This is a genomic window from Paraburkholderia sp. MM5482-R2 (assembly GCF_050436125.1).
Taxonomy (GTDB): Bacteria; Pseudomonadota; Gammaproteobacteria; order Burkholderiales; family Burkholderiaceae; genus Paraburkholderia; species Paraburkholderia tuberum.
Genome location: NZ_JBNDLP010000001.1, coordinates 540,721 through 567,366, shown reverse-complemented (window position 1 = coordinate 567,366; position 26,646 = coordinate 540,721). Strand labels below are relative to the sequence as shown.

Genomic DNA, 26,646 nt, shown 5'->3' with positions numbered 1-26,646 from the left:
GAGCAGGTAAAGCGTAATACTACCGCTGCGCAACAGGGTCGATGGCAACTTTGGGTACGCTACATGTGGGCCCGCAGTGGCCGTCGCTTTGATACGAAATGCGCCGGTCGCGATTGCCGAGTCGGGAGCAAACGTTAATCGCCGAGCCGGGCCGGTCATAGTGTGTCTGCGAGCGGCACGACCCGACCCGTTTCCGCCGGTCGACCCGATGCTGCCCAGACGGCAGCTTTCAAGTGAACAAGAGCCACTCTCTAAGGAACGTTGGCCGGCTCGTGATCGGACTCAGCGGTCGTAGGTCGCAACGGGACCTAATGACTAGGCGCGTAAGTGCCCCGCCTCTGTGATACCTGATAGCCGAGCCGATCGTCTCATGCGATAAGGGCAACAGGGCGCGACTATGACTATCCCGTTGGCCCAAGGAGGAAAGTCAGGGTCCCGCGGGAGGCCAAGATTGGCCGGATGCGAGATCAGGGTGACGCGGTTCGTCCATCGGCCTACCATGCTCAAGGCGCCACACTTCGATTTGCCCTAGAAGCACAAGGGCGGACTTTTGACGTTTTCGGTCCTCAAGCGCCATCCTGAATAGCTGGACGCGCAGTTCGTTTGCTGCGCACGCGTGTTCCGTGGAGACGTTGGGATTTTGCCCGTAAGGTCGTCGCTCGACGAAAGTGGCTTCCAGTTGGTTCCAGATACCTTGCGGAACCGGCGAGGGCCTAGCGTCATCGATCAGGTTCAGATTTGCAGCGAGGGTTTCGGGCGTTCCGAACCAATTCATGACTTTCGAGAGGACGTGCCGATTAAGTTCCGGCAGGTCGCGCTCACACAATTCCCGTAACTGCGCGGCCATCTCCGGCCTCCTCTGGGCGAGTTCAGTGAGCCGCGCGACCAGCACGTCCTCGCGGTGGGGAGGACGCGTCAGCGCGATGCCGTGAATGTCCGGATCGACAAAACCCTTGAGCAGTTCGCGTGCGCGCGGCGTATCGAGCGTGGCCAACGCGATAATGAAATTGTCCTCGCACTGCTCAAACGTCGGCGCATCGGACGCGAGCTCGTACAGTAGGTCGACGGCTGCATCCGAGCGGCTCTCTCCGAGCGCGGTGACGAGTTCGTGCAGTTCGTATCCCCGGAGGCGACGCTTGCCGAGCACGTCGCGCATCTTGGCGATTCCAACCGCAGGATCGTCGGTGAAAGGACAGAGCGCGAGAATGCGGCGCAGCAGGTATCTGTCTGACTCCTGCATCCACTCCTCTGTCGACTCAAGGAAGGAGTCGACCAGAACGAACGCGGTGATCGCGGGCAAGACGACACCTGCCATCAACAAGCGCTCGGCGGCGTCGAGACGGGCGTACAGGTCCCGTTGGCCGGGCATGGCAATTACGTCGAGCACTGCTTCCGCGGAACCGCGGCCGTCAATTGCGGCAAGCGCCTTTACGAGCTCTTTCAGGCTGGCGGCGTTTTCCCCATCTTGGTTCTGCTCTCGCAGGCGCATGATTTCGGCATTGAGTTCGGCGGCGAACCGTGTGCGCCGCTGGTCGTCGGCGGGCGGCGGAACTCCACCTTCGCGCGCGCCCCAGATCAAATCATAGCGGAGCGTAGGCTCAAAAGGGCCCTCCGGCTTCGGCACGAACGCGCGCGCCATCGCCGCAGCGACGTCCGAGCGGTATTCCGGCTCGGGAAGCAGGTCAACGAGTACCTGCTCGGCGCCAGACGGGTCGAGGTGCATGGCGGCAGCGACGTGCCAGCCGGCGTAGCACATGCTGCCGCCATTGCCGAGCGGTCCACGGTCGCCGGCTGCACGCGCGGCCCGGCCGCGGCGCATCCTCTCGATGTCGGCGCGAATGAGCGTCACCAGGTCCGCCATGTCTTCGGGTTTTCCAACCTGTGCAATCGCCGAGGCCAGGTTGGCTTTCTCCTTCCCGTTGAAATCCTCCTGGCCGAGCACGAGTTCGACGCTGCCTTTAAGATATGCAAGGAGGCGCGCCTTCAGGTCGTCGGCGATGTGGAGCGGTTCCTCGTCGGACCTGGCGACCTTGCTGACAAGGTCCGTCGCGACTTTGACGTCAAAGGGGTCGCCGCTGGTGACGGATAAGAGGACGCCGGCCGCCGCGACGTCGTCGGGAAGGTGGCGAAACACGGCCTCCAGCTGGTGCATTACCTGCCACTCGAATTCATGCGGCTGCCTGGGTTCCGCATCCACCGTGCGTCGCAGCTCACGCAGCTTCGCAAATACGCGCGCCGCAAGCTCTGCATCGCCGCCGGCGGCGATCACGGCAGCCATGCCCTGAAAGCGAGCATTCTTTGAGTTTTCGGTCTCGAGGTGGTGGAGGTATTTCTCAACGAGGCCGTCAGGAATCGCGGTCGCGAACGGCAACCAGTACTCGTGCCCGTAGAGGACACCTTCGGCAATCTGGATTACTACCCACTCGCTCACCCAGGGTGGGTCCATTTTGCGCAGATGCTCGAGCGCCGGTTTGATGTAGTGCGAACCCAGGTTGCTCATGTCGCCGCCGGGCAGAGCCGCCATCGCATCCTTGACGACGCCGTCCAGACCTGTCTCGCCGAGTTCGATCAGATCGAGCGCTGTTCGGAGGCGCGCAGGATAGTCCGTGGTGCTCTCGATGAATTTCCGCATCGCAGCGACAGTCCTGGGCCTGAGCGCGGCGGGCATTCGGTCGAAGTTCTCGCGCGCAACATCTTCGAATGTCTGCGCATCCATCGAGTCGAGGACGCGGGTGAGCCCGTCGTCAAATCCGGTCCACATGAGACCGGAAGCCGCCGCCTTCTTTACCGCAATGCTGCTGTCCTCCACAGCAAAGGCCGAGATCTCGCCATCGGCACGATGATGAAGCAATTCGGAGGCGAAATCCGCTCGCGCCTCCTCGCTCCAGCCATGCACCTGCTCGCGCCAGTTCGGTCCAAGCGACGAGACCCGGATGTCCGGCCAGAGCCGGTACGTGCGGAACCGCGTTTGCTGGTCTTCTCGCGACAGAAGCGGCACGATGACGTCGCTGAAGTCGTCCACTCCGGTGGCGAGCATGGCGGCGATAGCATACTGGCGATAGTTGTCGTCGAGGGTCGCGTAGACGGCGCGGAGGCGCTCGCCGACGGCCGCACGAACTTCATTCCACACGGCCGCTCCGCAAAGCTGCGAAAGCTCGCCGGCAAATACAAGGTCAACGGCGAGCGCCATCTCCACCAACTTCTGGCCGGCGCGGGTGTTTTGCTGGTCGGTTCCGCCATCGCCCGTTTGCTCGGCAAACGTCTCGGCGATCATGCGCAGCGGCTCGGCCCATGCCGGATCGTTAACGTAGTCGGCCGTGAGGCGGGCGGTCGCGTCGTGGTCATCGTCCCGGGGTTCGAGAAGCCGCGCGCGGACGTCAAGCGAAGCGTAATACTCCTGCAACTGCTGATGCTCGAATTGAAACGCCGTATGCGGGTAGTCGACACGCTCGAGAACGTGGTGCGCCGTAAGCGTCGCAAGGACCGCCGGCGCTCCCACTGCCTCGATTTGCCCGCTGTCAGCAAGTTGTCGGGCGACGGCGGAAACGCTAGCGCGGGCATCAGCATCGGGCAACGCCACCGCACCGCGGCGGGTCATCTCAATTGCGAGGGTCTTCAAGTAGTCTGATTGCCGACCGAAGATCGGCGATGCTTGCAGCGCGTTTCTGTGTTCGTCTCGTCGTTCTTGCAGACGGAGAACCTGATCCAGGACTCCGATTTTCGTGGAGGGAATTTCGGCGCCCGCTTCAAACAGCGAAGCGACTTCCGAGAGAATGAATGGCGTGCAGGTCAGTTCCTCGAGCGCCCGGTCAACCTCGATACGGGCGCGAAGCTCGGTGCCTTTCGCGCCAAGGCGGGCTGCCAGATAATCAGCCCGCTGCACACGCCGCAGGCGCAACAATCGCAGCCGCAAGGCACCGGGCAGTGGCGGCGTCAAGTGGTGCGTGCGGGTTGCGACGATGATGCCCGCGCTCGGAAAATCCCGTTCGAGCTCCCGGAGTGCTTCGTCCGCCTGACCGGAATTCAACTCCGCAATTTCATTCCAGCCGTTCAACAACAACAGGAAAGGTTCCGTCTGCTGCACCCGCGCGAGGTCGGCGGCCGTGAGACCTTCGGCCTGGAACGCAGGCATGCCAGCAATGTATTCGAGAATTCCCCGGCGCGACGACGTCCAGGCTGGAAGTTCGACGATGAACGCTGTGCCGATGGCGGGTGCGCGTTGCGCGAGCTGTATCAGCGTCGTGGTTTTCCCGCGACCAGCGGGGCCCTCAAGAACGATTCGGCGGCTCTGCGATAGTGCCTGGCCGATCTGCTCGAGCGACAATACATCGGCAGACTCCGCTCCATCTGGGTCGAGTCGAACCACGGCGAGCTCAATAAGCGGATGTCCTTTTGTCTTGCCAGCCCAGGTCCGTGTGACGGCTACGGCCGCGCGCCTTGTTCGTTCTATGAGATCTGCGACCTGCGGTTCCGCATCGATATCGACCTGGAGGAAGCTGGCACGGAGCGAGGCGTTCTCCGGCATCATCGTCTGCGTGATGATTTCCTCGCGCTCGATGATGTGAAGTTCGAGGCCGTGGTCATTGGAAATTGCGTCTGCCCACTGCTTTCGGTCGGCGTTGCCGACTTTGGCGGACGTCACGAAGAGGAGCATCTTTAGGTCAGGAAAGTTCTCCTTGGCGGTCTTCGCGTCGCCAGAAATCTTGTTCAGCGTGGGCGTGATCGACGCGGCGAGTCCCTTGCCGATTTTCTCCGGCGTCAGGCTTGCGGGCGCGTAGGCATCGAGGCCGAAATCCTTCTTGCGCTGGCGGGCGATGAGTTCGGGCCAGCGCTTCTTGCCGAGTACTACCGCCAGCCCCTGAAAACGCATCCCCTCCTCTTGGGATGCGAGCTCATCGAGTGCCCTTTCGATGTCGGTTCTCAGGACGGTCATTCGGACCCTGTGCTACGCGGAGGCAAAATTAAGATGGAATATGCCACGACTGGCTCGACTTTTCAGCTGCTCCCTTGCCATTACTGAAGTAGTCGAGTTACAGCAGCAGGGAAACTCGAGGACTGCGCTGGTTCGCCTCCTATCCAATAGCTTTCTGGCCTCGAGGTCCGGCTACCGAATGCCACAAAAAAGCTGGTAGATGACGGGAGCGACTGTTCATTGATTGACCGCCAAGGCCGATATCGAGCCGCCCCACATCTGCAGTCGACGGTCCGCTGCCAACGGATACTGTTGAAAAAGTCGCTGACCGTCTCTGTCGCGAGGTTTTCAGGGGTCTTCTTACCCTTGGCCGGCACGCGCGATCGGTTTGTAGGCCGGTCTAAGAGGTCGATTTTCGCGCAGCAGAACTGAGAAAACCACGCGGCGACTTTTTCAACAGTATCAACGTACTGCGGTCGCTCGAATGTCCGCGAGCACGCTTCGGTCAACGACTGGAAGTGGCCGCCCTCTGCCCGTCGCGGCCGACGACAGGCGTCCCCGCTTCTGCCGATTGTCTGAGATCCACGACTGGCCATTTCTCTGCGCGATGGACACTGTTGCAAATCGGCTGCTTTGCGCTGCATCAAAGCGGCTTGAACGCAAGCATCTGCCAAGCCCAACGCGGGCATCCCGTGGAACAGCTCCCGGGCGTTTCAGGCAACCGGCTTGCGCCACACGCTGGCTAGCCACGGCTGCCGCTCACGCGGCAAGCCGGCGGGCCGGTAATAGTGCTCAATTTCGACGAAGCCTGCGTCCGCCATATATCGGCGCCATGCTTCGAGATCATGGAAGACGCCGTAGCGGCCGTGGCTCCAGCCTTCCTGGTTCGTGCCGCGCGGGTTGGAGCTGAACAGTACGCCGCCGGGCTTCAGCGTCGCGTGCAATTGCCGCAACACGCGCGGCAACGCCTGACTCGGGACATGGAACAGCGCGGCGTTGGCGAAAATGCCGTCAAAGTGCGCGGCCGGCAAATCGAGATGCAGGAAATCCTGCTGCCAGACGTCGCAGCCAGTCGCGTCACGCGCCATTGCAACGAAGCGCTCGGCGCCATCGAGGCCGACTGCGCAATGGCCGAGTGTAGTGAAGGCCTTGAGATCTCGCCCCGGCCCGCAGCCGAAATCCAGGATCGTAAGAGGGGGCTCGACTTCGATATGGTGCAGCAGCGCCGCGATGTTCTGCGTGACGTCGTGGTCGTACGTACCGTTGCGGAAATCTTCCGCGTGCGCGTCGTAGTGCTGCAACGTGACGGCACTGATTTTATCGAGGTCGCGGGGGTCGAGTTCCATGCGGGAAGTATATCTCGGGGCATTTCCCGCACGACTACGTCGGACTTCCGGTGTCATCGGTCGTGGTCGGTTGCGTGCCGAACAGGATGAACAACGCGATTCCGTGTGCGCAAGTGATTCCTCTTGGGTTTCCGAGGAAAGCGCACGGTATCAGGCGAACGGCTGGAGATGGCCGTACCTGGCCGATCGTCGTGCGATCGACCCGTGCGTGCCACGAGCGGCAGCACGCGGCCCATTGCTGACAGTCGAGCGGTCAGAGGTGCAACGGCCGGTATCGGAGTTGAGCCGTCGCTCGATACTGCAGCTCACGGACGTCACATAGAGCGAAACCTGCTGCCAGCAGCCAGGTCTCAGTCTGGATTCCGCACACCGGCACGCGAAGGCCTAACTCTTTGCGACGGGTGCAGGAGGTACGGGCAGGATGATCTCAGAAGCAACCTTCCAGTCCTTCCCGACCTTTATCCAGTTGATGATCATCAGAAACGGTTTGGGAGTTCCGTCCTGCCCTGCATACGAGACCGTGATGTTCACCGGCGCGTAGGATTGCGCTACGTCCGGCGTCAAGCCGACGACCTTGAGCTTTGAGTAATCCGGTCGGAGGACGACCGGGCCGGAGGTGCCGATGTCGTGCAGCTTCCGATCGATTGCCTCGTTGCCCCAGAAGCCTGCCCAGTTCCCCTCGGAGGGAATTGCGCTTTTGGCGACGAGAAGGGCCGAGGGGGATTGCCAGAACATCTCGTGCAGAGCCTTGAAATCGTGCCGGTTGGCTAATTCCATGAGCTCGCCGAACTCTGATTTGATCGTGTTCAAGGCCTGAGCGTCCAGCGGCTCCTTGTAAGCGGCAGGAGCAGCCGCGAGAGATCCGGCGGAGACGGTCAAGGTGATGGCAGCGGCCAATAACGTCCTGTGCATGGTCAGCATTCCCTTTGGGGATTCCATAGCTTCGTTGTGGTGCGGAGCAATCCTACGCGGCCTTCCTGGCGGAGTTCACCGCGCCCCAGAGCGAGCCCGGATTAGCGTGGTCGGGGTAGAGTGCGAGCATCGCGTCGTAGAGTGGACGACCACCTCGGGACACCAGGCCCAGCATATTCGATCGGCTGATCGGAAATCTTTAAATTCCCTACGCCCGTTTTCTGGCGTGCGCTTAACTCCTCCCGCTGGGGATGCGGATTTCGCGTCATTGCGCTCGTATGTGCGCGGCGTCGAGCCATGCCCGTCACCCCTTCAACTCAAAGATGCTGTCAATCTCAACCGGGATGCCCATCGGCAACGAATGCACTCCCAGCGCGCTTCGAGCCGGCAGATTGTCTTGCCCAAACAGCGTCAGCAACAGATCACTGGCGCCATTGGCCACTTGCGGATGCTGGGTGAACGACTGTGCTGTACGCACGTAAACTGTTAGCCGGCTGCATCGCCGGACGTTGTCGAGTCCGCAGGCCTGTTCGACACAGGCCAAGATCATGAGCATCGTTAGGCGCGCCGCGTCTTGAGCCTTTTCCAGAGAAATATCGCGGGCGACCATTCCGACGATTGGCTTGCCATCCTCGAAAGGGCCGAGCCCCGATACATACAGTTGATTCCCCGAAACGGAAACCGTTCGATAGGACCCAAGTGGGTTGATGGGCGATGGCAATTTTAGGCCCGCTTGCGCGAGGCGTTCGGATACGTTCATGTTCGGGCTCAACGTAACGTGAAAAGGAAATGGACTTGGCCTGATGAAATTAGCGCGATGCAGTGAGCTCAACCGTCCGATACACCGAACGACGTTCGTCGGTTGAGGCTCGATACGCTCGCGGATGCTTGTCCTGCGTACGATGCATTGACGCAATCAATCAGTTCGGTCAACGCATCACGTATCAAGAAGCGTGCGAGTCCCGTTGTTCAGGCCCTGATATGTACGCACTACGGGAAAGTCAATCTCCGTGTTTGCAACGACGTTGGCGTAGTTCGTCAAGACGCTCAGTGCGATGTGCACGACAATCTCGACGATCTGCGCATCAGTGTAGCCGGCCTCCTTGAGGACGCGCAGATCTTCGTCGGATACGCGGCCACGTTCGTGCGCGACCTTCGCGGCGAACTGCACGGCAGGGGCAGCCTTTGGTTCATTCGAGCCGCCATTTCGATTGGCGGACATTTCCGCATCGTCAAGCTTCGCCACGTTCTTTCCTAAATAGCTGTGCGCCGACATGCAATAGTCGCAGCCGTTGATTTCGGCGACGGCGAGAGCTATACGTTCGCCGGTTTGTGCTGGAAGTGCACCTTTTGCCAAGGCTCCGGCCAGACCGAGGTACCCCTCTAGCGCCGCGGGGCTGTTGGCTATCAGACGAAACAGATTCGGTACCACACCCAGTTTCTTGTTGACGGCCTCCAGGAAGGGCTGAGAAGCAGCTGGTGCATCTGCGATCGTGGCGGGTATCTGAAGACGGGACATATCGGTTCTGCCTTTTGAAAACACGAGACATTGTCGAAGACAACGGACGCGTATGCTTCTATTGGAAAGAGCATCCCGGCACAGACCATCGAAGAGCGGCCTGCAGGACGGTGCGCGGAAGCCCGGATATCGCAGCCCTCTGCCCAGAGCAACACACTCGAAGGCAAAGCGCGGGATGACGAAGCCTCCCGCCTTCGCTTCCCCGGACCGACCGTAAGCCGCCTATTTCGCAGCGGCCTCGATCGCCTTTGCCAGACCGTCGGGATCGGTGAGGAACGGCGTATGACCGGTCGGCAGGGAGTACTCGGCTCTCACGGGGGTGGCGGCAACCATCTCGGCCTGGAACGAGGGGCTGATGACCTGGTCCATGGCTGTGTGGATATAGACCTTGTCGACCTGACCAAAGTTGGGGGAAGTCACGTGTACAGGCGTAGCCAGCGGGCCGACGGGTTCATCCAGGATCAGATCCGGGATTGCCTCGCGTAGTTTGTCAGGACCTCCATTGGCAAACAGATCGGCACGTGCCGGATATTCGATGGAGGCAATGCCCTTTTCCTTATCGATCTGCAGGTGAGGGCCGATCTTGGCGTCGGCATCCTTACTGGCCATTGAAACGAGCGAGTCGCCGTCTTGCGGCAGGTAGGCAGCAACAAAGACCAAAGTCTTGATCTTCTTCGGTGCCGTTTCCGCGGCGTCGGCGATGACGATGCCGCCGAAGCTGTGACCGACCACGACGGCCGGGCGATGGGATTTGTTCAGCGCTGCGACCACAGTGTCGCGATAGAGGTCAAGGCTGACTTTGTCCGGTGTGGCTGGCGCGCCCGGACGCCCTGGCAGATCAACAGCCACCACCTTAAAGCCGTCGGTTTGAAGCCTGGATGTGACATAACCCCAGACCTGGGCGTCTTCGAAAGCGCCGTGGACCAGAACGATGGGGGGCTTTTCCGCAGCCATCGCACCGGTACCAATGGCGAATGCTGACATGGCGAGAACAGCGAGGATGAGTTTCATCTACATTGTTTCCTTGAAGAGACATCAGTGCCGATGTCGTGAATTGAAACCTGCATTTGAAAGATCCGTGGGCATGCCTCGATCTCTCGGTTCCGTTTAGGAGTCCAGAACTCAATTATGTTGGGGCGGAACTGAACGGCACCAAGATCGACGAATTGCCCGAGATCAGCCGACGTTACTTATGCATCGCGGCACGCCCGGCCTTCATGCCACCTATACGACGGTGAAGCTAGCGGCTCCGCTTCAGCTTCCGATCCAGACGCATGACGGAAGCGTGGGTGCTGCAACGAGAAGTGTTATCGCAACCCGTCTGGGCTGCCTGAGCATGAGAGATCCGAACCATAGTGCGTGAGGGCCTTTCCTCCTATTCAGATACCGGAGGACCTTGGCTATCCACTCTAAAGAATGTATTCGAGACTGACCATATCTCGGCGTCTGATTTGCATGATCCATCGTACGATCGACGCACTCGGACAAGCGAGCAGATCGGCGCCGGCTGGGGATCGGCGCGATGCCATTGAAAGGAAACCGCCGCAATGACAGTTTGATCTGACGAATCAAGCCAGCAGTGTAAAGAGGACTCTCAAGGGAGTTCCGCACTTCGCGCGACAAAGGCCCCGGTCTGTGCGATTCGATGCGCGTCACGCGGTGGATAGCCAAACTCCTCCTTGAAGGCGCGACTGAAGGCAGCCTCCGAACCATAGCCGGCACTGTGGGCCACTTCGGTCACCTTGAGGGTCCCTCCGCTTAGCAAGTCTGCTGCGATTGTCAATCTCCAGCGTGTCAGGTAACGCAACGGTGGAAGTCCCACCACCGCCGTGAAGCGATCCGAGAACGTCGATCGCGACATCATCGCCGTCTCGGCGAGGGCCGAGACCGTCCATGCACGGTCAGGTTCCAGATGCATTGCGTTCAACGCACGGCCTACGCGTTCGTCGCTAAGTCCGGACAGCCAGCCGAGCCGATCGCCTTGCTGGCTGACCCACATCCGCAAGGTGCGGATAACGAGTAGATCAATAAGCCGCGAGATCATCAGCGATGACCCTGGGCCGGCGCTACGCGATTCCACGTCAAGGAAATGCGAGATAGAGGCCAGCCAAGGGGGCTCGCTGACTTTGTCGCATGTCAGATGAATCAGACCGGGAAGCCCGATGAGCAAAGAACGTAACGGCGCCCCGTCAAAATAGAATGATCCTGCGAGAAAGGATCCTGCCATGCCGTCATCAGCCGCCCATGTGAACGTCTGAGCATCTCTGCTGGGGGTAAAGTCCACCGCCGCCTCGAAGCGTTGATGTGCTTTCCGGCCCGGCTTGCTTCGAATCGTATGTCCGTCCGCATGTGGCAAAAGAACGAAGTCGCCTGACCGCAGCGTCACGGAGGGGCCATTGCGTTGAGACACCGACAGTTCGCCGGCACGCAGATGCAAAAACGTTGCCGGCCCTGGCGGAAAAATCACTTCGGTGGAACTGCCCAGCTCGCCGTGAAAAACATGATCTCCGCGAAGGCGAATCAGCCTGAGTACCTGTGACAAGACATCGGCGTGCTCGGACGGCATGGGCTACTCCTCTGGGGCATATTCACAGGGCTGCGCCCATCAACGATGTATGCGAGGTCAAGAGACTGACGGTTGCCTCAGGGCCACCATCGTACCGTGCCGCTTCCGGTATGCGGACATATCTTCGGCGGAACGAACGCCGCGCGGGGCGGGTTGTCCAATCTCAGCTAGTCTTCAGCCATTCGAGTTTTTCTCACAAATGGCCGCTGCTGGCCGACTGCCGCCCGACGCCGCCGGCCGGACCCGACCCGTTGCGGTCGGATGGACCGACGCGACCCGACCGGCCGCTTCCGAGATACAACGGCCGTTTGCACCCGCAAGCTTTCACATGAAGCTGCCAATAATTACAAATAGCAATCGACAGCCCTCCTAGTCCATCGGCCGCCTCAGCGGCAGCGTCCATGGTGCACCCGTCACCAGGAACACCCAGATTTAGCCGCAACCGACAAACCCAGGCTGCTGCTCGTGCCGTCAGCGCGGCCAATGCGCCCTGACACGGCGGGACGCCAGGAACCCAACTCGTGGAAGCAGAGTGCATAAAGGCCAACCCCAAGGGAGTCGCTTTCGCTTCCGAAGGGTCAGTCGGTGCCGCGCGAGGCCCGGCACAGGGTGGAGAATTTCATATCTGCGCCGGCGCCTCGCTTCACCAGATTGGATCCGCCTCACCTGGGCTTGACGTACTGCGCCAGTTTCGGAAAGGCAGAGTCGGCCAGCTCGTCCAGCAGCGGCTTCAGCGTGTCCAGCGTGATGATCTGTTGATCGGCGACCCGTGCCAGGCGCTGGCCTGTGCCTACCCGCTCCCTCTCCGCCAGCAACTCGCCCGTGGCGCTGTCTGTTTCCTCGACTTCAATGACGACGAACGCCCGTTGCGGCGTACCAATCACGGTCCTTGCGGCCATGGTGGCCACAAAGGCAAGGGGAAGGTACTGGTAGGGCTCGAGGTGCTCCCCTTGCGCTGCGATGCCAGTGAACGCGGCGCGAATCCGCAACACGCCGGGTCCGGCACAATCGACCACCCTGAACCGTTGGGTGAGCGACCGCTTAAGTGTGTCGTTGGAGTAGGCGAGAATTTGTTGTAGCGTCTCGGCGCTCACCTGTTCGCTCGGCCTCGGCTCCGGGTAGAAGACGAGCGGATCGAACAGTACAGCATTGTAGTGGGCGGGCGTGAGCTTGGGGCTCACCCAATCCATAATGGTGCCGCCTTGGGTGTCCCTGGTCTCTGCCAAACGGGAGTAATCCCTCAGGAAGCCAGAATTCTTCGTGACATTGGATTCAGGCGAGCATGCTCCGAGGATCACAGTGAGGATAACGACGCCCGCCTTGCCTGCGACCGGTTTCTTCACGAATTATCTCCTTCGTACCGTTAGACTGCGGCCACATGCGGAGTCTCGTGTTGTTGCCGCCCCGTCCAGATAGCACTGAAAGCATGCGAAGCGTACGGCGCGCAGAGCTGAAGTAACGCTTTATGGAGTTGTTCTGGTCGTCGTCCCGAGAAGGGGCCGCGCGACCCGTCACTGCACCGCTTGATCACCGGCAAGTACCGAATCGCTATATCGGCGACTCAAACACAATAGTCGTAAAGAAGGCGTTCGGCAATGACACCACCTGACGGAGCATGAATTACAACTTTGGCCGACGGGTTGAAGCGCAACGGCGGCATGCCAATGTCCGTTACCTACGCGGCCATTTGACGGTCCATGCGAGCGTCCAGCGGAACAGCTGGAGATGACCGTCTTCCGCCTGTCGGCGATTGGCGGTACGCGACGCGTTGCGGACCCTGGCCATGTCGACTCGGACCAAGCACAGGAGGCGTCAATGAGAATCTTCCCGGATTCTATTTCGCAAGCACTCTTCGATCGCGGCGGTTTGAAAGCCGTCTTCGATCACGCCAGAAAGCTTGTAGTGGCCACGATCATCGTTGCGGCAGGCTTCGAGACGGTGAACGCTTTGACACCATCGACCTCCTTGGCGTGCTCAATCCCCTGTTTGCGAGCTATGTTGTTGCTGGAACAGGATGCGCACGCATAGCTCTCAACTTCATGGATGGACTTCGAAAGCTGGCGACATTGCGGCGGCACCTTGCATTACAGGGCGAGCGTGATCATCGTGAGAAGGTCCATTAACTGGGCGCAGCGGACGTTCGAGCGTCCGCGCGAATGCGCGGTGGAACGGCCGCTCCTGGCCGAGGGTGTGTCAAAACTCGAAATTCCCCGGTTTTCGGGTGTCGCTTTACCCTTCCCCAAGTGCCTCGAAGCCAATATAGAGCGTTCTGGTGCGTCAACTTTCACAGTCGCCAACGAAGCCCCACGTTTTGACACACCCTCGGCCGATCACTGCCTGATGCAATCGGCATGCATCGCTCGGACTTCGCAAGGCAGCGATCGGCGGCACGCGACCCATTCGCGCCGATCACATGGCCGAGCATCCAAGGGCAGCTAACAGAGGGATCCGGTCATCCGCGCAGGCTTGCCACGTGCACCGGTTCTTGTGGATAGCGGACAAGGTAGCAGGCGTGACAATATCGACGCGAATGACCCGAGGCGGATATCAAAACTGACCAGCCTCGATGGCAAACCGCACATGCGGAGTGAAGGGCATCAGAACTGACCGGTCACGCGAGAAAATAGCATTGTGTGGGCGTCGGAGTTCGGCAGTTCGGCGCCCATACGACGGTTGGTTTGGTCGGACTACTTGTAGTAACCGACGCCGCATCCCAGGCCGGCGACCGCGGTAACGAAGCTCGCCTTCGGCACCCACGTCTTGTCAGCGCCGGCCTTGGGAGACATGTAGCTGACCTCATTGACCTGGCTCTCTTTTGCCGCGTCATAGAGCCTTGGGCCATACACGTCGCCCGTCGGGTCCTTGAATGTCCTCGCATCCTTGCCGAGCAACCCCTTAACGTTGGGATTGCCGACCGCGACGAGGAGTCCGTCGCTGAGATTGAAGCAGAACGGATAGAGGTCGCCAACAAGGAAGCCGTTTTCGCCCTTGTTGATCTGGTCGAGCGTCTTGGCCTTATCGGCTTTGATGGCCGCAACCGTCTTTTCAAGCATGGCCTTAGCGTCCGCCGCAGTACCTTGCGCGAATGCCGTAGTCGAGAACAAGGCAGCCATGGCGCCTAGCGCGCCAATCACGAGTATACGAAACATGGACATTCCTCCCTGCTCTTCGAGCAATTTGCAATTGTCATGCACCGTGCGCAGGCAGCAAGGCATCATATCGAAACATTCCCCCAATTGACCAGTCTACTCGTGCCCGCCGACGAGCTGATAAAAAGAGGTGGGGTGGCCATTTTCCGGATTTGGCCCATCGCGTCGATCCTGGGCTTGTTCGAAAGGACCGCTCCACCGAGGTGAATCGGCCGTTGGAATGGCGGCTTTATATCTTTTGCGAACGGCAACAATTGGCCGATCTTTGTCCGACGTCGATCAACGGCACGCGAGCCACTTCTGCCCTTCGACGTGGAAAGACCGCAACAGCAACTTCCAAAGTACAGCGGCCGTTCACGCGGATGTCTATGCGCCACACGAGCCGCGCGCGACGGTCAAAAGGAGAGCTTTGACGGCCTGCCTCGAAGTACTCAGCTTCAACGTCCGATACAAAGACTACGAGCGTCATAACCACACGGGCGCTAGCTGGAGCGCAAACACGCGCCAGTTGAGGCGTTCAGCGTTCCTTGCCATGTGTACTGGAGTCGGGCGCCTCCGTGCAGCGCGTTGAGGCGTAACCTTTCAGCATGCTGGTCGTGCACGTGGTGAGGTGGCTTCCAATGCGTCACGCGTTCGGATCTGCGGTGAAGCCTCGCCAACGATACTGCGGCTGCTCATTCGCAAACTCGCCCGATGATCGGCCTGCCAGCGGGCGCGCGTCTGGATCCGGGCTTTTCCTTAATCGTGCAAGCAGCTTTGTTAGAAGCGGAATGTTGGCTATCTTTGACTCACCATCTGCCAGGCCGAACGAGAGAGGCAATCATGAAAGCATGGAACGTCGTGAATCTGCTCGTCGTCGTGGGATGCGTGACGTTGACGTCGAACGTCTACGCGCAAGCCAGCAACGCTATGCCGATGGGCTCGAGTCCGGCTGCAAGTTCAGGCAAGGCGACGCCAGCGGACAAGAAGCTGGCTCGGGATGTACGCAAGGCGTTGTCGAAAGCGCCCAACTTCAACGTGTCGAACGTATTCGTCAAGGCGCGCGGCGGTGTCGTGACATTATCCGGCGGCGTGTCGGACGGTCCTCAGATCCAGCAGGCCGCGGAAGTGGCGAAGGGCGTGCCGGGTGTAACGTCGGTGAGTAACCATCTGACGCTCTATACGAAAGGCTATTGACGCTTCGAGGCGGCGCCGGGAAGTACTGGCCGTTTTCAGCCGTGAAAAGAGGAGCCGACGCTCTCGCAGGACAAGATGTTCACCGTGCCGGTGGACTATCTCTCCTGGTGCGTGGGCCACGAACGCTCGGACCTGAAGTATCTGAAGGATTCGGTGCGCGCGATGTACCGATGAAACGTTGTTCCAAGAGCGCGAAAGGCACTTGACGACTTGATACTCGGTCGTTCAAGTCCAGTTCGAATGTTCCTTGCGCAGCTTATCCGGCCTCGGGTTGGATTTAGAAATGTTGGCGTGGGTGCGAAGGAACGCGAGATAGTTGTCGTCTTCGGCCAGCATCAGGGTCGGCGTAGACGATGTAGCCGCGTACGTTGACGAGAAGAATGTCGTTAGGCATGGCGGTGTCTCCTCGAAGATTAACAGTACTTGAAAAGCAGGGGCCGAACAACCCGTGCTACGAGCATGACTAGGTCGGTAAGGCCAGTCTTCGTGGTCAGGGTGCTGAGCCCTCGCGAATTCCGACTCGATGGGGGGAAGGATTGCGTTCGCCGTCCCAGCTCCGGCCATTCGCCGCGCGCGATACCCGTCGCGCGGTGCGCCGCACGCCCGGTTCAATGCGATCGGCCGTGGCCGCCGCCACCCCAGTAACGGCCGCCGCCCCAGCCGCCACCGCCACCGCCGCCGCCACCCCAGCCGCCACCGCCGCCCCAGTTCGCGTGACCGGCGCCCGAAGCGCTGCTGCCGTAGCTACCACCTCCCCAACTGGCGTGACTGCCGCTCCACGCACCCTGTCCATTTCCCGAGTAAGCGTGGCTGTAGTAGCCGTGTCCATAGTACCCATGGCCCGAGTAGCCGTGAGCGGCCCAGTAGGTGTGATGGCCATAGTGGTAGTGGCTGTAACCGCCGCAACACCCGCCCCAGAAGGCGAACGACACCGACGGCCACCAGTAGTAGCCCGGCCAGTACCCGTAGTACGGGTATGGATACGGGTAGGGGTAGGCCGGTGGATAGGCGATTGGATAGTACGCCGGCGCGCCATAGGCGGGCGCGGGGGCGAAATCGTACGTCGATGGCGGCCCGTCGGGCGACGTGCCGTCGGGCATGTTGAAGTCCTCTGGCGCCGGAGCCTGCTGCGACGGGTCCCCGGGCGCGACGGGCACGCCATGCTGCGTGGCCGCCGTCGGCACGGCGGGATAGCCATTCGGATAGGCAGTGGAATAGGTAGCAGGATAGCCCGGGTAATACCCGTAGCCCGGATAGTAGCCGTACGGTACGTAGTAACAACCAGACAGCGCGCCGGACAACGCAAGAACTGCAACGGCGCTGCCGGCGCGCAACGTTGCATCGAGCGGGTTCATGACATGCTCCCTCGTTATTCGCGCGGCGACATGCGCCTCACACTTTCCATTCAGCTTATGTCAGGTTCCATGTTGCACGTTATAAATTGGTAACGACGGGTTCAACCGGTGATTGCAACACCCATGCTGGCGTTTAGTTTATCTGCAGGGGTCATGAAACCCAACGTCTTTCTGGGTCGTTGATTCAACTGCAAGGCGATCTTGTTCAGATCGCCTTGCGAGTAGCCGGCCAAACTGGTGCCTTTGGGGAAGTACTGCCGGAGCAGTCCGTTGGTATTCTCGTTCGTGCCACGCTGCCACGGGCTTTGGGGATCGCAGAAGTAGACCTGCACGTCGGTCGCGACTGTGAATTGCTTGTGCTGTGCGAGTTCCATGCCCCGGTCCCATGTGACCGATCGGCGGAGTTCCGCAGGCAGCTTGCGAACCTGTTTGCTCAGCGCGGATACGACACTTTCCGTGTCCTTGCCCTTTACCTTCACGAAGATGGTGAAGCGCGAATGACGCTCTACCAGGGTCGCAATGTGTGTATTGTTCGAGCCGCTCAGCAAGTCGCCTTCCCAGTGCCCCGGAACAGCCCGGTCTTCGGCTTCGGCAGGCCGTTCGCGGATTGATACCGCATCAATGATCTGTCCGCGCGGTTGTCCCTTTGCTGACGCTTTCTTCGAACGTCGCATCATCCGACGCGTGCGCAGATGCTTCATCAGTTCCGCTTTCAGCACTCCACGGGCCTGAATGAAGAGACTGCGGTAAATCGTTTCGTGTGAGACCTGCATTGTTTCATCATCGGGATACTGCTGCTTCAACCAGCCGGCGATCTGCTGTGGCGCCCATTTCAGTTGCAGCTTTCTGGCGACTAGCCGACGCAGTTTAGCGTTCACGGCAAGACGGCAGGGTTTCGGTCGCCTGGCCCTATGCCAGGCGCTTGCGTCAGCCAGCGCTGCCCTGTATTTGTTCAGCCCGCCATGGCGGGCTACTTCACGACTGATCGTCGACGGTGACCGGCCCAGGCTCGCTGCGATCTGACGGATTGAAACGTCTGCATGGATGCCACGCGAGATTTCTTCTCTCTCGGCAAGCGTCAGCACTCGGGCCGATCGCTTCTTTATCATTGGCATGATGCCGCCATGCGGTCGCACGATCGCATGAATCGACGCCGCATGCTTGCCGAGCGAGCGGCCGATGTCGCTTAACGACTCACCATCTTTCCATCTCTGCCACAACAACGTCTTTTGTGCAGGTGATAGCCCGCATCTTCGTTTTTGATTCACTTACTTTTCCTCTTGGGCCGACATTAGACCAGAAGGTGTTGCAACGACCGGTTGAACGCGCCACGGCGTATTTCAGGTAGTGACCCTCCCGTAGATTGAACTGAACATCGCGAGGTCGTATCCGCCTTCAGCTTTTCGCAGATCGCCCAGATTTCCTTGAGCTTCAGCGGAGGCTTCTGATCAGTGAGCTTTGCGCTGGGCCGCGTGCAAGGCACCGTGAGGCCCGGACTAGCCTTTTTGCATCCAGTACTCGCCCTCGCATTTACTCTCATTTAGGTTCTGTGAGACGTCCGTGTTGGTCACAAAGTGAAGGATGCCGCAAATGCCACGCAGCTTCCCCGTGCCGCCAGTGAGCACCGTGCTTCCTATGACGGTGCGGACATCGGCGGACTGGCCGGTTGCAGACTGTGAGATCCCGTCAAACTTGCCGAAAATCTTGTCGCCGTCTTCCAGGTTGTAAAACCCATAGCCGATGACGGTGCCGTTGCCATCGATGGTGTCAACGGTGCCGCGCATCCATTGCTCCGTGACGCTTACGCCAGCAAACATCAACGCGCCCTTGGGAAAGGTGCGATGCAGTTCATAGAGTGCGAGCGAATGCCCCGGTATGTCTTCAACGTCCAGCAGGTGAAGCAGCGTGTATTTCGAATTTTCGCCTGACACCTCGTAGGATATTTTCTCCCGCCTTTGAGCGGAACTTGACTGGTTCATAGTCAGCCTCCATTGCGTAGTCCGTTCACCTTGCCGATGACTTTGCCACTAACTTCGGTAGCGGGCACCCGCAAAGCACTTTCAGTATCGGACGCGCCGTGGCACCCGCAAGGGATTTTCACATCCGTTTCGGCGTTCCGCCTTAACACGGTTCGGAGACCGTAGACGACCCTTTGCTGCCGTACGCGCTCTTCGCAACTCAACGACGGCTTTCGGGGCGCTTCGGACTCTGGGTCAGATGTTCCATATCCTTCTGCATTTTCTCAAATTCAGAAGTGAGTTGAGGATCTCCAAAGTCTCGCCCAACGAGCGCGCGCTCATAGGGCGACACCAATACCGGACACTTCACCAAGGGATCCAGTTCCCTCCCAGGTTTTTCGAAATGTAGGTCAGAACCGAAGGCCATATAAATGAACTGATCGAAGCGCTCTTTCGGAACAAAGTTAAGGGCGTAATCGGCTGAGGTCACGAATCCGCCGACGCAACGCGTGACAGTGTGCAGATAGCGCGTAAGACGGTCTTCAGCGGGCGAGTAGTCGGCTTTCAGCATACTGGGCACTGGGTCGCCGGCCGTCATAAGAAATTCGCTCAGTTCGTAAGTATTCCCTGAAAGCGGCTGCATCAAATGAGGGGTATTAATCGTTCTCTCGAAAACAGGACTTTGTGAAAGCAACGCGGCGTTGGCCGCGATCAAGGCCTCATCGAAGCTGTCCATCAAATCTGCAGCTTCCGCGGTGTGGCGTCGGACGGATAGAAGATGTCCTCTCGACTCCACTTCGGATAGCGCTTGCTGAACACGCGCAATCGCCGCCCGCGCGACGACGACCTCGTCGCGCTGCTTGTCAGCGTCTTGCTGGCGCTGTTGAATGCTTGTCCCGACAATGGCCGTGAGAACGAAGCCCGCGATGAGAAGCGTCGCGGGATGGCGAAACAAAGCATCGAGGGCTTTTATCAACCTCACGGCGATGACGAATGACTTTTTCCCTCGTTGCGCTTCTTTTCGAAAGCGGCGGATCGCCAGCAGCCGTTCCGCGAATCTGCGCTCGCCGTGGCGTTTATGATTGCCCCCCATTTTTCTCACCTGTTGCGCTTGTTTCACCGAAAGTAAGTAACATGCGTGTATCTCAACCGAAGGGACTGCCACAATGCGACGTAGACTGAACTCAAGACCGGGCGCGAGGGCACCATATCGCGGCCGTCATGGGCAGTGTGCACCTAGCCAAAGAGGTCCACTCGCGCCAACACCGAGGAGCTGAGCGCATCGTCGCCGTCGACTGCTAATGTTCTTTTCTACCGATACAGGCGGCGTAGCGCAACCGAGGTTAGCGCTGCCAGTGGGGATCCTGCGCCACTCCGGCACTTCCCGCAAGGACGCTCCCGGATGGCGCGGCGGTTTCCGAGGCCCGCATTAAAGTTATCAATACATGCATTACTTCAACGGCTGTTTCTGAAGCCAAGCCGACGTGCGAACGTTTGATCGATCGGGTCTGCGGATGGCTGATGCTGGCCGACTACCGCTCGATGCGTGACGGGGCGACGGGGGCGTCGTCGAGCCGGCCGCGTCGGACAGAATTCGACCCATGACCGACATTGGGCCTGTCCGGGTTATGCGTCAGCAATGCTGCGGATTGCTGACGATGCCTAGGACGAGCAGTCAGCCCGCAGCTTTTCGATCAGCGAAGACCACGTTCTCGACCCATCTCCTCCGACCGCTGTCCGACGCGGTCGGCAGAAACGCGACGCTTCTCGGACGTCCGGCATCCGGTGGGCGTATTTCTCTTATCGAAAATGCGATGGTCATTCGAGGCGCTGGCGCCTGACTTTCTTCCCTTTGTACAGTGCACTTTTTCCGGTGACTGGACTAAGGCAAAATAGGCGAGGAAGTTACGCGCGACCGGCGGCATCGCGCCGCTGCGTTGCGCCAATCGGACGCATGGAGATGCGCTATGGAAAAGCCCACGAAAAGCTGCTCGACGCTTGCTGCGTTGGGGCTCCTTCTGACTGGCTATGCCGCCGCCGGAGTACCACACAGCGGGCCGCACCTGACCCCAACCGAGTGCCATGACCTGGCCGCGACTAAAAGCAACGCGCCTCGGACGAGGTCACAACACCGAAGCGAGATTTCGGCTCTCAGCAAAGCGGGCTACAACCCATCACCATGGCACGACGACCCAAACTACCCAGCGGATCTACACGCGGCGCAGCGCCGGGTCGACCATTGGTTCGAAACGGAGTGCAAGCCGTCTCAACCCAGGTGAGAAGCCCCGGAGCCACTATGGTCCTCCTCCGAGTTAGCGCGCAGCAACCGCGCGTCGCGTTGCAGCGCAGCGCCGATACCTTGGAGCGTGGCCTGCAGATCGCCCCACGGGTCTCCCTTTCAACGAAAGTACATGGGCGCTGCGGTTTTTTCACTCCACTAGCCCGCGTTACTGACATCGCCCAGTTCGCGCCACCAGATCAGCATTGACAGCCTTTTCGTACCTTGCAACGGCACATTCGGAAGACCGCTTATGGCCGAGCCCGGTCCGACAGCACTTCGGCGAGGGGGCTGAAAACTGCCGGCTTCGATCGGCGGCACCCGACCCTTTGCTGCCGGTCGAGCCGTGGCGTTTCCAAGGACGGGTATCAGAGCGGAACGGTCATTGCGTGCCGTCACTCAAGGACAAGTCATCGGCCATAGCCGACGGGCGGCGATTAGGAGCCCTGCGGCGGCCGCACCTTGCTTTGCGGACATTCACAAACCGGCGTCGACGAATGGCAGCTCTCCCAGCCGGTGAATGAGCCGTCACGACCCGAGTCGGTCGGCCCCCATGCCCGGTACCAAATGAGCGTTTTCGAAGCACAGCGGCCACTATGCAGAGGGTTGACACACGCTGTGCGAATATGCCCGGTCTGCGATCCGTCGTGATCGTCCCTCACCCGGGGCGTTAGCGACATGTGTTCACCGCGTCGGCATGCGAGGCGGGAATCGTGTATCGATTAGCCGCTCTCGCACTCCGGTTTTTATTTGAGGTCGACCGTGACGAAGCTTCGTGCGTGATTGCGCTGGATCAGCAACGCTGCCTTCTTGCCAGCCTTTGCCGCGAGCGACGCCAGCTCATCCTGCGACGCGACCAGCGTGCCGTTCAACGACAGCACGACATCGCCCGGCTTGATGCCGGCAGCGGCCGCTGTCCCCGACACGTCATCGACCATCAGGCCTTGAGGAAGGTCCATGCTGTGCCGTTCCTGGTCGGTCAAAGAATGCATCGTGAGGCCAAGATGATCGAGCGCGTGAAACTGCCGCGAGCCTGCGTCAGAGCTTGGGCCTGCAACCCCGCCCGCACCTGCGTTCGCCTGTTGCGACGCTGGCCCGATATTCACCATCACCGTCATCGGCTTGTGATCGCGGATCAGCTTCAGCGGGACTTTCGTTCCGGTCTGCAACGCCGGGTTCTGTCCGGTTAGATCGGCCGCGTGGTCGATAGGCTTGTCGGCGAGTTGCACGATCACGTCGCCCGTTTTCAGATTGCTCGCCGCCGCCGAACTGCCCGGGTCGACCGACGTCACCAGCGCGCCCGCCGCGCGCGGCAGGCCGAACGCGCTCGCCAGATTCGTATCGACGTCCTCTACCTGAATGCCCAGATTGCTGCGCGCATTGTCTTGCGCGCTTAGCTGGCCCTGCTGGGCTTGCTCAGCCTGCAACTGCGAGCGCACCTTGTTCGCCATATTGATCGGGATTGCGAACGTCAGGCTCTGCAGGCGATCGCTATCGGCATACACCTGGACGTCGATGCCGACCACTTCGCCCGCGCGGTTGAACACGGGACCGCCCGAGTTGTCGGGGTTCAGCGACACGTCCGTCTGGAAGAACGGAAAGGTGCTGCCATCGGCGAGCGTGCGCGACGTCGCGCTGACGATGCCCGCCGTGACCGTGTTCTGATAGCTGTCTGGCGAACCGATCGTCAGCACCTGCTCGCCGACGCGCACGCGCGCCGAATCGCCGAGCTTGACGGTAGGCAGCTTCGTCGCGTCGATCTGGATCACGGCGATGTCACTTTGCGTGTCGACGGCCACGATTTTTGCCTTGAACTCGCGCCGGTCGGTCAGACGCACAGTCACGTCACCCGACTGATCGACGACATGCGCCGTCGTCAGAATGAGACCGTTCGGGCTCACGATGAAGCCCGATCCGACGCCCGACATCGCGCGCGGCGTAGCGCCCTGGCCGTCTGGCGATTGTGGCAAGGCCTGCTTGAAGAACGCGAAGATGGGGTCGTCACCGTCGACCGCTTCGGCACTGGGACCGAAAGCAGGCGTCGCGCTCGCGGGCGCATTCACCGGCACTGTCACGCGGATATTCACAACCGCTGGCCCATAGCGCTCGACGACCGCCGGAAAGTCGATTGGTGCGGCCGTGCTGGCGGTTGCAGCGCTCTTTTCCCTCGCTGGCGCGGTGGCGGGCGCCGAAGGTGGCGCTGATGCAGGAGCAACCGCGGAAGCAGCTGCCGGAGAAGTGGCGACTGCGGCTGCGTCCGCGCAGGAACAACCGGTCAGACATGCCATTGTTACGGCGGTGTAAAACCAGATGCGAGACAGAGTTGAGTGGGTCGATTTGGTCAGGTCAAACACAGCGCACCTCCCATGGTGCCTTGCACTGTGAAGAAATTATTTCGCGCGTGTGATAGCGCCGAGCGTTCCAGTGCGCTCGCGCGCAGGGATGCGATCGACCCGATACATGATCTTCGATGGATCAAAGTCGACTTGAGATTCGGCTGCAGCATGTTTGCCAGCAATGGGCCATCAGGACGCAAACGGTTTGCTCGCTCGTCCTCTTTTATTTATAGGGAAGCAGCGGGCAAATTGCAGCGAGTACAAATCCTGGCGTGCGTCAAAGGGTTGTCGTCGGGGGCGTTTCATGCGGCGGTGCAAAAAGCGCCGACGATCCGTTCCTGCGCATAGGTAAGCGCGTCGTCGCCGGCCGCTTCTGACTGGTCGGCCCCGCGCTCGCCGCTGATGCTCAGTAGCCTTTTGTCGATGACAAGGCGCTGAGAGCGCGCGTTTCAAATGTCCCTGATCGACCCGTCTCTGCCGCTCGACCCCACACGACTTTAACGGCCGCTTCGAACGAGCAACGGTCGTAAGGGCAGTTGGGTCGGCGGCCATGTGACTCGGCGGCCTGAGCGGTAATTTACTTAGCGCAAATCTGGTCGGCGAATGTCAAGCTGAAGATGGCAGCAAAAAATCTATCGTCGTGTTCGAAATGACTTGACCACTACAACTCAAAAACCTATCGTTTTTTCACTTTTATCTGACCACCACATTATTCAGGCAGTGCGGGGGCAGCATGAGCAAGCTGACGGACAGCATCAACACTTTCGTGACGGGCGACCTGGTGTTTACGCGCTACCCGCCCACCACCCGGCAGCCGATCCACGTCACCGTGTTCCTCGAGCCGCGCCACGGCCTCGGCCGGAGCTACGTTCACGCGGGCGCGCAGCAGCTGGAGATCGCGGACGTCGCGACCTACGCGGATGACAAGGGCGCCGGCGGATACCTGCACGCCCATCCGACGGATAACATGCTGCGCTCCCGCACGGCCGAAATCGCGCAGATGTTCGCGCAAAACGTCAAGCGCACGCCCTACGGCAACTACCCTTCGTCGGCGGACTTCCAGCGCTTGCAGCTCCTCGTCGAGAGCCCGCACGCGAGCCGTTTCACGGGCATGGTGCGCACGACCGACTTCGGCCAAATCCCGTTCGAGTTCCCGGCGCTCGTGCGGCTGCTCAAATGGACGCTGCGCGCGATCGACAACGCGCCGCTCAGCGAGAACCGCGGCATCACCTGCGCAGCCTTTGTATCGATATGCCACCAGGTGGCGCGAATGCTCATCTTCTTCGACGACGTTGGCCTCACGTGGCAGCCCGAGAAGATCCGTAACTGCTTGCAGAAGCTCAACGGGCTCGTCGAGTCCAAGGCCTCGCTGCGCGCTGAACTCGAGAAGATCGGCGAGGACCCCACGCGGAACAACAAGCCCATCTACCGCGATCAGGCCTATCGCGAGCACTCCAACCGCAAGCTCACGCCAGCCGGCAAGAGCGAGCTCGCTAGCAAAAGGGCGAACGTCGCCTACGACAGCGTGCCCGACGAGGCGCGCAAGCGATTGAAGAAGAACGCCCCGTCGTCCGAACTCGAGGGATATTGGCTCGTCATCCAGACCGAATGGCTCGGCATCAATGCGGCTATCACGAAATCGCTTCAAGACATCCTTGGCGACTTCTTCTTCGACGCCAAGTACGTGAGCTCGCCCATCCTGTCGCAACGCGTGCAGACCATCGGCTGGCGCACGGTGGCTTTCAACGCCTACTGATCTCCGGGGCTCAGGGCTCAGGGCGCGGCGATGCCGGACGGCGTCCTCAAACAAGGCAGATCCGTCCCTCGAAGCGGCAAACGCTCGAGCATCGCGGTGCCCGTTCGTCGAACCGACGACCTAAACCGTCGCGCACCATCCAGGTTCCCGAGCGGCGAGCGACATCGATCGGAGTCGCTTGACATAGGAGCGTCCACGCGTTTGCCGAACGGTTCTTCCTGAACCGAAAAGTGGAACGTGTTTGGCAGCGCGAAACGGGTGCATGTCCCGCCACTGTCAGACTGGCAGAACGCTCCCAGTCTGACAGTATCTATCCATCGATGAAAGGCGGGACGGACTACCTATAATGGCCGACGACGCCACCGGACATGATCCACGCACGAACGTCCGGTGTCGGAGGCGGAGCCGACATGCGAATGTCCTTGTGAAACCGCGGGCCAATGGCCGTAGATGGCCGAGGGCTGCCTATCGCGACCGACTTCGGCGGACCCGTGATTGTCATCCTCGCTTGTGTGCAGGCCCTGGCCTCAAGGGACCTTGGGCCGTCTGGCAAATATGCGAAGACTCGTGACGGGTTTCGATGCGAATTCACAGCCAGCGTAGAATTCAAGCTGAAATCTCAACAAGGTAGGACAGTTATATACCCGAACCCGTACCAGTCTGGCATGATCCCGGCCGTCGGCAGATTGGAGCGCGAGACGCTCATTCTGTCGTGCACCGATCTCGCCGGGTGCTCAAGGAGACATGACCATGGCAAAGCTCGTCGCACTATACAAAACGCCGTCAAACCCGGACGCATTCGACGCGCACTACTTTTCGAATCATGTGCCTCTTGCCAAGACGATATCCGGGCTTCAGCGCTATGAAGTTAGTGCCGGGCCGGTAGCGACCCCGCAAGGCGAGTCTCCGTATTACCTGGCAGCGATCCTGAGCTTTGATTCGGTGGATTCCCTGCAACAGGCACTCAATTCACCCGAAGGGCGAGCGACAGCGAGCGATCTAACCAATTTCGCACAGGCCGGTGTCGAGCTTCTCGTATTCGACACCAAAGACGTTTAAACACTGGTCAGTGTCGCGGTGGCATACGTCGATGTCAGCCAATGCGTCTAGCACCGGATATGCTTGTCGCTATCCGGCTGGACTACTGCCATGCATTGCGGCGGCCTAATCCGCCTTGCCGTCGCTGACGCCAAACAAGAACCAGCCGGGAGATAGCACCGACGACGTAGCAACGACCAGCTCCTTCACGGGTTCTCATAATGGCCGTTCGATGACACCATTACTGGCCCGGTATGATGCCCGGCGAGACCCGGTCGCAAAAGTTGGGCAATGGTTGATGCAGTAAACTCGATGGAAGCTTGGGCGCCGTTCGACACCTTCGCT

At 60.1% G+C, this 26,646-nt stretch carries 19 protein-coding genes; 5 read left to right on the top strand and 14 right to left on the bottom strand.

What is annotated here, in order from left to right; translation table 11 throughout:
• Positions 1–427 precede the first annotated feature (427 nt).
• From OKW37_RS02595 to OKW37_RS02560, 8 genes are all read right to left on the bottom strand, one after another.
• The gene (locus OKW37_RS02595; RefSeq protein WP_429401086.1) at positions 428–4,933 is read right to left on the bottom strand and encodes an NACHT domain-containing protein; all 4,506 of its coding nucleotides are present in this window, start codon (positions 4,931–4,933) and stop codon (positions 428–430) included.
• Between the two features lie 692 nt (positions 4,934–5,625).
• Positions 5,626–6,258 carry a class I SAM-dependent methyltransferase gene (locus OKW37_RS02590; RefSeq protein WP_429401084.1) on the bottom strand — a complete coding sequence of 211 codons (633 nt, stop codon included), beginning with the start codon at positions 6,256–6,258 and terminating at the stop codon, positions 5,626–5,628.
• 384 nt (positions 6,259–6,642) lie between these two features.
• Positions 6,643–7,179 carry a hypothetical protein gene (locus OKW37_RS02585; RefSeq protein ID WP_238325714.1) on the bottom strand — a complete coding sequence of 179 codons (537 nt, stop codon included), beginning with the start codon at positions 7,177–7,179 and terminating at the stop codon, positions 6,643–6,645.
• 295 nt (positions 7,180–7,474) lie between these two features.
• Positions 7,475–7,930 carry a RidA family protein gene (locus OKW37_RS02580; RefSeq protein ID WP_026225479.1) on the bottom strand — a complete coding sequence of 152 codons (456 nt, stop codon included), beginning with the start codon at positions 7,928–7,930 and terminating at the stop codon, positions 7,475–7,477.
• 177 nt (positions 7,931–8,107) lie between these two features.
• Positions 8,108–8,689 carry a carboxymuconolactone decarboxylase family protein gene (locus OKW37_RS02575; protein WP_184061717.1) on the bottom strand — a complete coding sequence of 194 codons (582 nt, stop codon included), beginning with the start codon at positions 8,687–8,689 and terminating at the stop codon, positions 8,108–8,110.
• A gap of 222 nt (positions 8,690–8,911) precedes the next feature.
• Positions 8,912–9,700: an alpha/beta fold hydrolase gene (locus OKW37_RS02570; protein WP_429401081.1), complete on the bottom strand. Its 789-nt coding sequence runs from the start codon at positions 9,698–9,700 to the stop codon at positions 8,912–8,914.
• Between the two features lie 583 nt (positions 9,701–10,283).
• Entirely contained in the window at positions 10,284–11,255 is a 972-nt protein-coding gene (locus OKW37_RS02565) for an AraC family transcriptional regulator (protein ID WP_429401079.1), read from the bottom strand.
• A 662-nt stretch (positions 11,256–11,917) separates the two neighbouring features.
• Positions 11,918–12,598 (bottom strand): DUF3313 domain-containing protein, encoded by a 681-nt coding sequence (locus OKW37_RS02560; RefSeq protein WP_429401077.1) that lies wholly within the window; start codon positions 12,596–12,598, stop codon positions 11,918–11,920.
• A gap of 472 nt (positions 12,599–13,070) precedes the next feature.
• Between OKW37_RS02560 and OKW37_RS02555 the strand changes: the two genes are divergently transcribed.
• On the top strand, positions 13,071–13,283 hold the full coding sequence (locus OKW37_RS02555) for a hypothetical protein (protein ID WP_429401075.1): 213 nt from the start codon (positions 13,071–13,073) through the stop codon (positions 13,281–13,283).
• Between the two features lie 659 nt (positions 13,284–13,942).
• Here the strand turns inward: OKW37_RS02555 and OKW37_RS02550 are convergent.
• Positions 13,943–14,404: a cache domain-containing protein gene (locus OKW37_RS02550; RefSeq protein WP_429401073.1), complete on the bottom strand. Its 462-nt coding sequence runs from the start codon at positions 14,402–14,404 to the stop codon at positions 13,943–13,945.
• 822 nt (positions 14,405–15,226) lie between these two features.
• Here OKW37_RS02550 and OKW37_RS02545 point away from each other — a divergent pair.
• Positions 15,227–15,580 (top strand): BON domain-containing protein, encoded by a 354-nt coding sequence (locus OKW37_RS02545; RefSeq protein ID WP_429401071.1) that lies wholly within the window; start codon positions 15,227–15,229, stop codon positions 15,578–15,580.
• A 608-nt stretch (positions 15,581–16,188) separates the two neighbouring features.
• On the opposite strand, the gene OKW37_RS02540 is transcribed toward OKW37_RS02545, so the two are convergent.
• The 4 genes from OKW37_RS02540 to OKW37_RS02525 form a co-directional block, all read right to left on the bottom strand.
• Entirely contained in the window at positions 16,189–16,935 is a 747-nt protein-coding gene (locus OKW37_RS02540) for a hypothetical protein (protein WP_429401069.1), read from the bottom strand.
• Between the two features lie 101 nt (positions 16,936–17,036).
• Positions 17,037–18,203, bottom strand: a complete 1,167-nt coding sequence (locus OKW37_RS02535) for an IS30 family transposase (RefSeq protein ID WP_429401067.1) — start codon at positions 18,201–18,203, stop codon at positions 17,037–17,039.
• Between the two features lie 228 nt (positions 18,204–18,431).
• Positions 18,432–18,914 (bottom strand): hypothetical protein, encoded by a 483-nt coding sequence (locus tag OKW37_RS02530; RefSeq protein ID WP_429401065.1) that lies wholly within the window; start codon positions 18,912–18,914, stop codon positions 18,432–18,434.
• Between the two features lie 199 nt (positions 18,915–19,113).
• The gene (locus OKW37_RS02525) at positions 19,114–19,986 is read right to left on the bottom strand and encodes a hypothetical protein (protein ID WP_429401063.1); all 873 of its coding nucleotides are present in this window, start codon (positions 19,984–19,986) and stop codon (positions 19,114–19,116) included.
• 874 nt (positions 19,987–20,860) lie between these two features.
• On the opposite strand from OKW37_RS02525, the gene OKW37_RS02520 reads away from it, so the two are divergent.
• Positions 20,861–21,172 carry a DUF4148 domain-containing protein gene (locus tag OKW37_RS02520; protein WP_429401061.1) on the top strand — a complete coding sequence of 104 codons (312 nt, stop codon included), beginning with the start codon at positions 20,861–20,863 and terminating at the stop codon, positions 21,170–21,172.
• A gap of 745 nt (positions 21,173–21,917) precedes the next feature.
• Here the strand turns inward: OKW37_RS02520 and OKW37_RS02515 are convergent.
• Positions 21,918–23,459: a trypsin-like peptidase domain-containing protein gene (locus OKW37_RS02515; protein ID WP_280783377.1), complete on the bottom strand. Its 1,542-nt coding sequence runs from the start codon at positions 23,457–23,459 to the stop codon at positions 21,918–21,920.
• 781 nt (positions 23,460–24,240) lie between these two features.
• Here OKW37_RS02515 and OKW37_RS02510 point away from each other — a divergent pair.
• Both OKW37_RS02510 and OKW37_RS02505 read left to right on the top strand, forming a co-directional pair.
• Complete coding sequence (locus OKW37_RS02510; RefSeq protein WP_429401059.1) at positions 24,241–25,263, top strand: hypothetical protein; 1,023 nt, start codon at positions 24,241–24,243, stop codon at positions 25,261–25,263.
• Positions 25,264–26,013: 750 nt separating this feature from the next.
• Positions 26,014–26,322: an EthD family reductase gene (locus OKW37_RS02505; protein ID WP_121323941.1), complete on the top strand. Its 309-nt coding sequence runs from the start codon at positions 26,014–26,016 to the stop codon at positions 26,320–26,322.
• Positions 26,323–26,646 lie beyond the last annotated feature (324 nt).

What these genes read in the sequence shown, in the direction of transcription:
- OKW37_RS02595 (WP_429401086.1), bottom strand. Translation starts at nt 4,933, where the DNA reads ATGACCGTCCTGAGAACCGACATCGAAAGGGCACTCGATGAGCTCGCA.
- OKW37_RS02570 (WP_429401081.1), bottom strand. Translation starts at nt 9,700, where the DNA reads ATGAAACTCATCCTCGCTGTTCTCGCCATGTCAGCATTCGCCATTGGT.
- OKW37_RS02515 (WP_280783377.1), bottom strand. Translation starts at nt 23,459, where the DNA reads ATGGCATGTCTGACCGGTTGTTCCTGCGCGGACGCAGCCGCAGTCGCC.
- OKW37_RS02575 (WP_184061717.1), bottom strand. Translation starts at nt 8,689, where the DNA reads ATGTCCCGTCTTCAGATACCCGCCACGATCGCAGATGCACCAGCTGCT.
- OKW37_RS02555 (WP_429401075.1), top strand. Translation starts at nt 13,071, where the DNA reads ATGAGAATCTTCCCGGATTCTATTTCGCAAGCACTCTTCGATCGCGGC.
- OKW37_RS02540 (WP_429401069.1), bottom strand. Translation starts at nt 16,935, where the DNA reads ATGAACCCGCTCGATGCAACGTTGCGCGCCGGCAGCGCCGTTGCAGTT.
- OKW37_RS02520 (WP_429401061.1), top strand. Translation starts at nt 20,861, where the DNA reads ATGGAAAAGCCCACGAAAAGCTGCTCGACGCTTGCTGCGTTGGGGCTC.
- OKW37_RS02590 (WP_429401084.1), bottom strand. Translation starts at nt 6,258, where the DNA reads ATGGAACTCGACCCCCGCGACCTCGATAAAATCAGTGCCGTCACGTTG.
- OKW37_RS02525 (WP_429401063.1), bottom strand. Translation starts at nt 19,986, where the DNA reads ATGGGGGGCAATCATAAACGCCACGGCGAGCGCAGATTCGCGGAACGG.
- OKW37_RS02585 (WP_238325714.1), bottom strand. Translation starts at nt 7,179, where the DNA reads ATGCTGACCATGCACAGGACGTTATTGGCCGCTGCCATCACCTTGACC.
- OKW37_RS02510 (WP_429401059.1), top strand. Translation starts at nt 24,241, where the DNA reads ATGAGCAAGCTGACGGACAGCATCAACACTTTCGTGACGGGCGACCTG.
- OKW37_RS02505 (WP_121323941.1), top strand. Translation starts at nt 26,014, where the DNA reads ATGGCAAAGCTCGTCGCACTATACAAAACGCCGTCAAACCCGGACGCA.
- OKW37_RS02545 (WP_429401071.1), top strand. Translation starts at nt 15,227, where the DNA reads ATGAAAGCATGGAACGTCGTGAATCTGCTCGTCGTCGTGGGATGCGTG.
- OKW37_RS02550 (WP_429401073.1), bottom strand. Translation starts at nt 14,404, where the DNA reads ATGTTTCGTATACTCGTGATTGGCGCGCTAGGCGCCATGGCTGCCTTG.
- OKW37_RS02530 (WP_429401065.1), bottom strand. Translation starts at nt 18,914, where the DNA reads ATGAACCAGTCAAGTTCCGCTCAAAGGCGGGAGAAAATATCCTACGAG.
- OKW37_RS02580 (WP_026225479.1), bottom strand. Translation starts at nt 7,930, where the DNA reads ATGAACGTATCCGAACGCCTCGCGCAAGCGGGCCTAAAATTGCCATCG.
- OKW37_RS02565 (WP_429401079.1), bottom strand. Translation starts at nt 11,255, where the DNA reads ATGCCGTCCGAGCACGCCGATGTCTTGTCACAGGTACTCAGGCTGATT.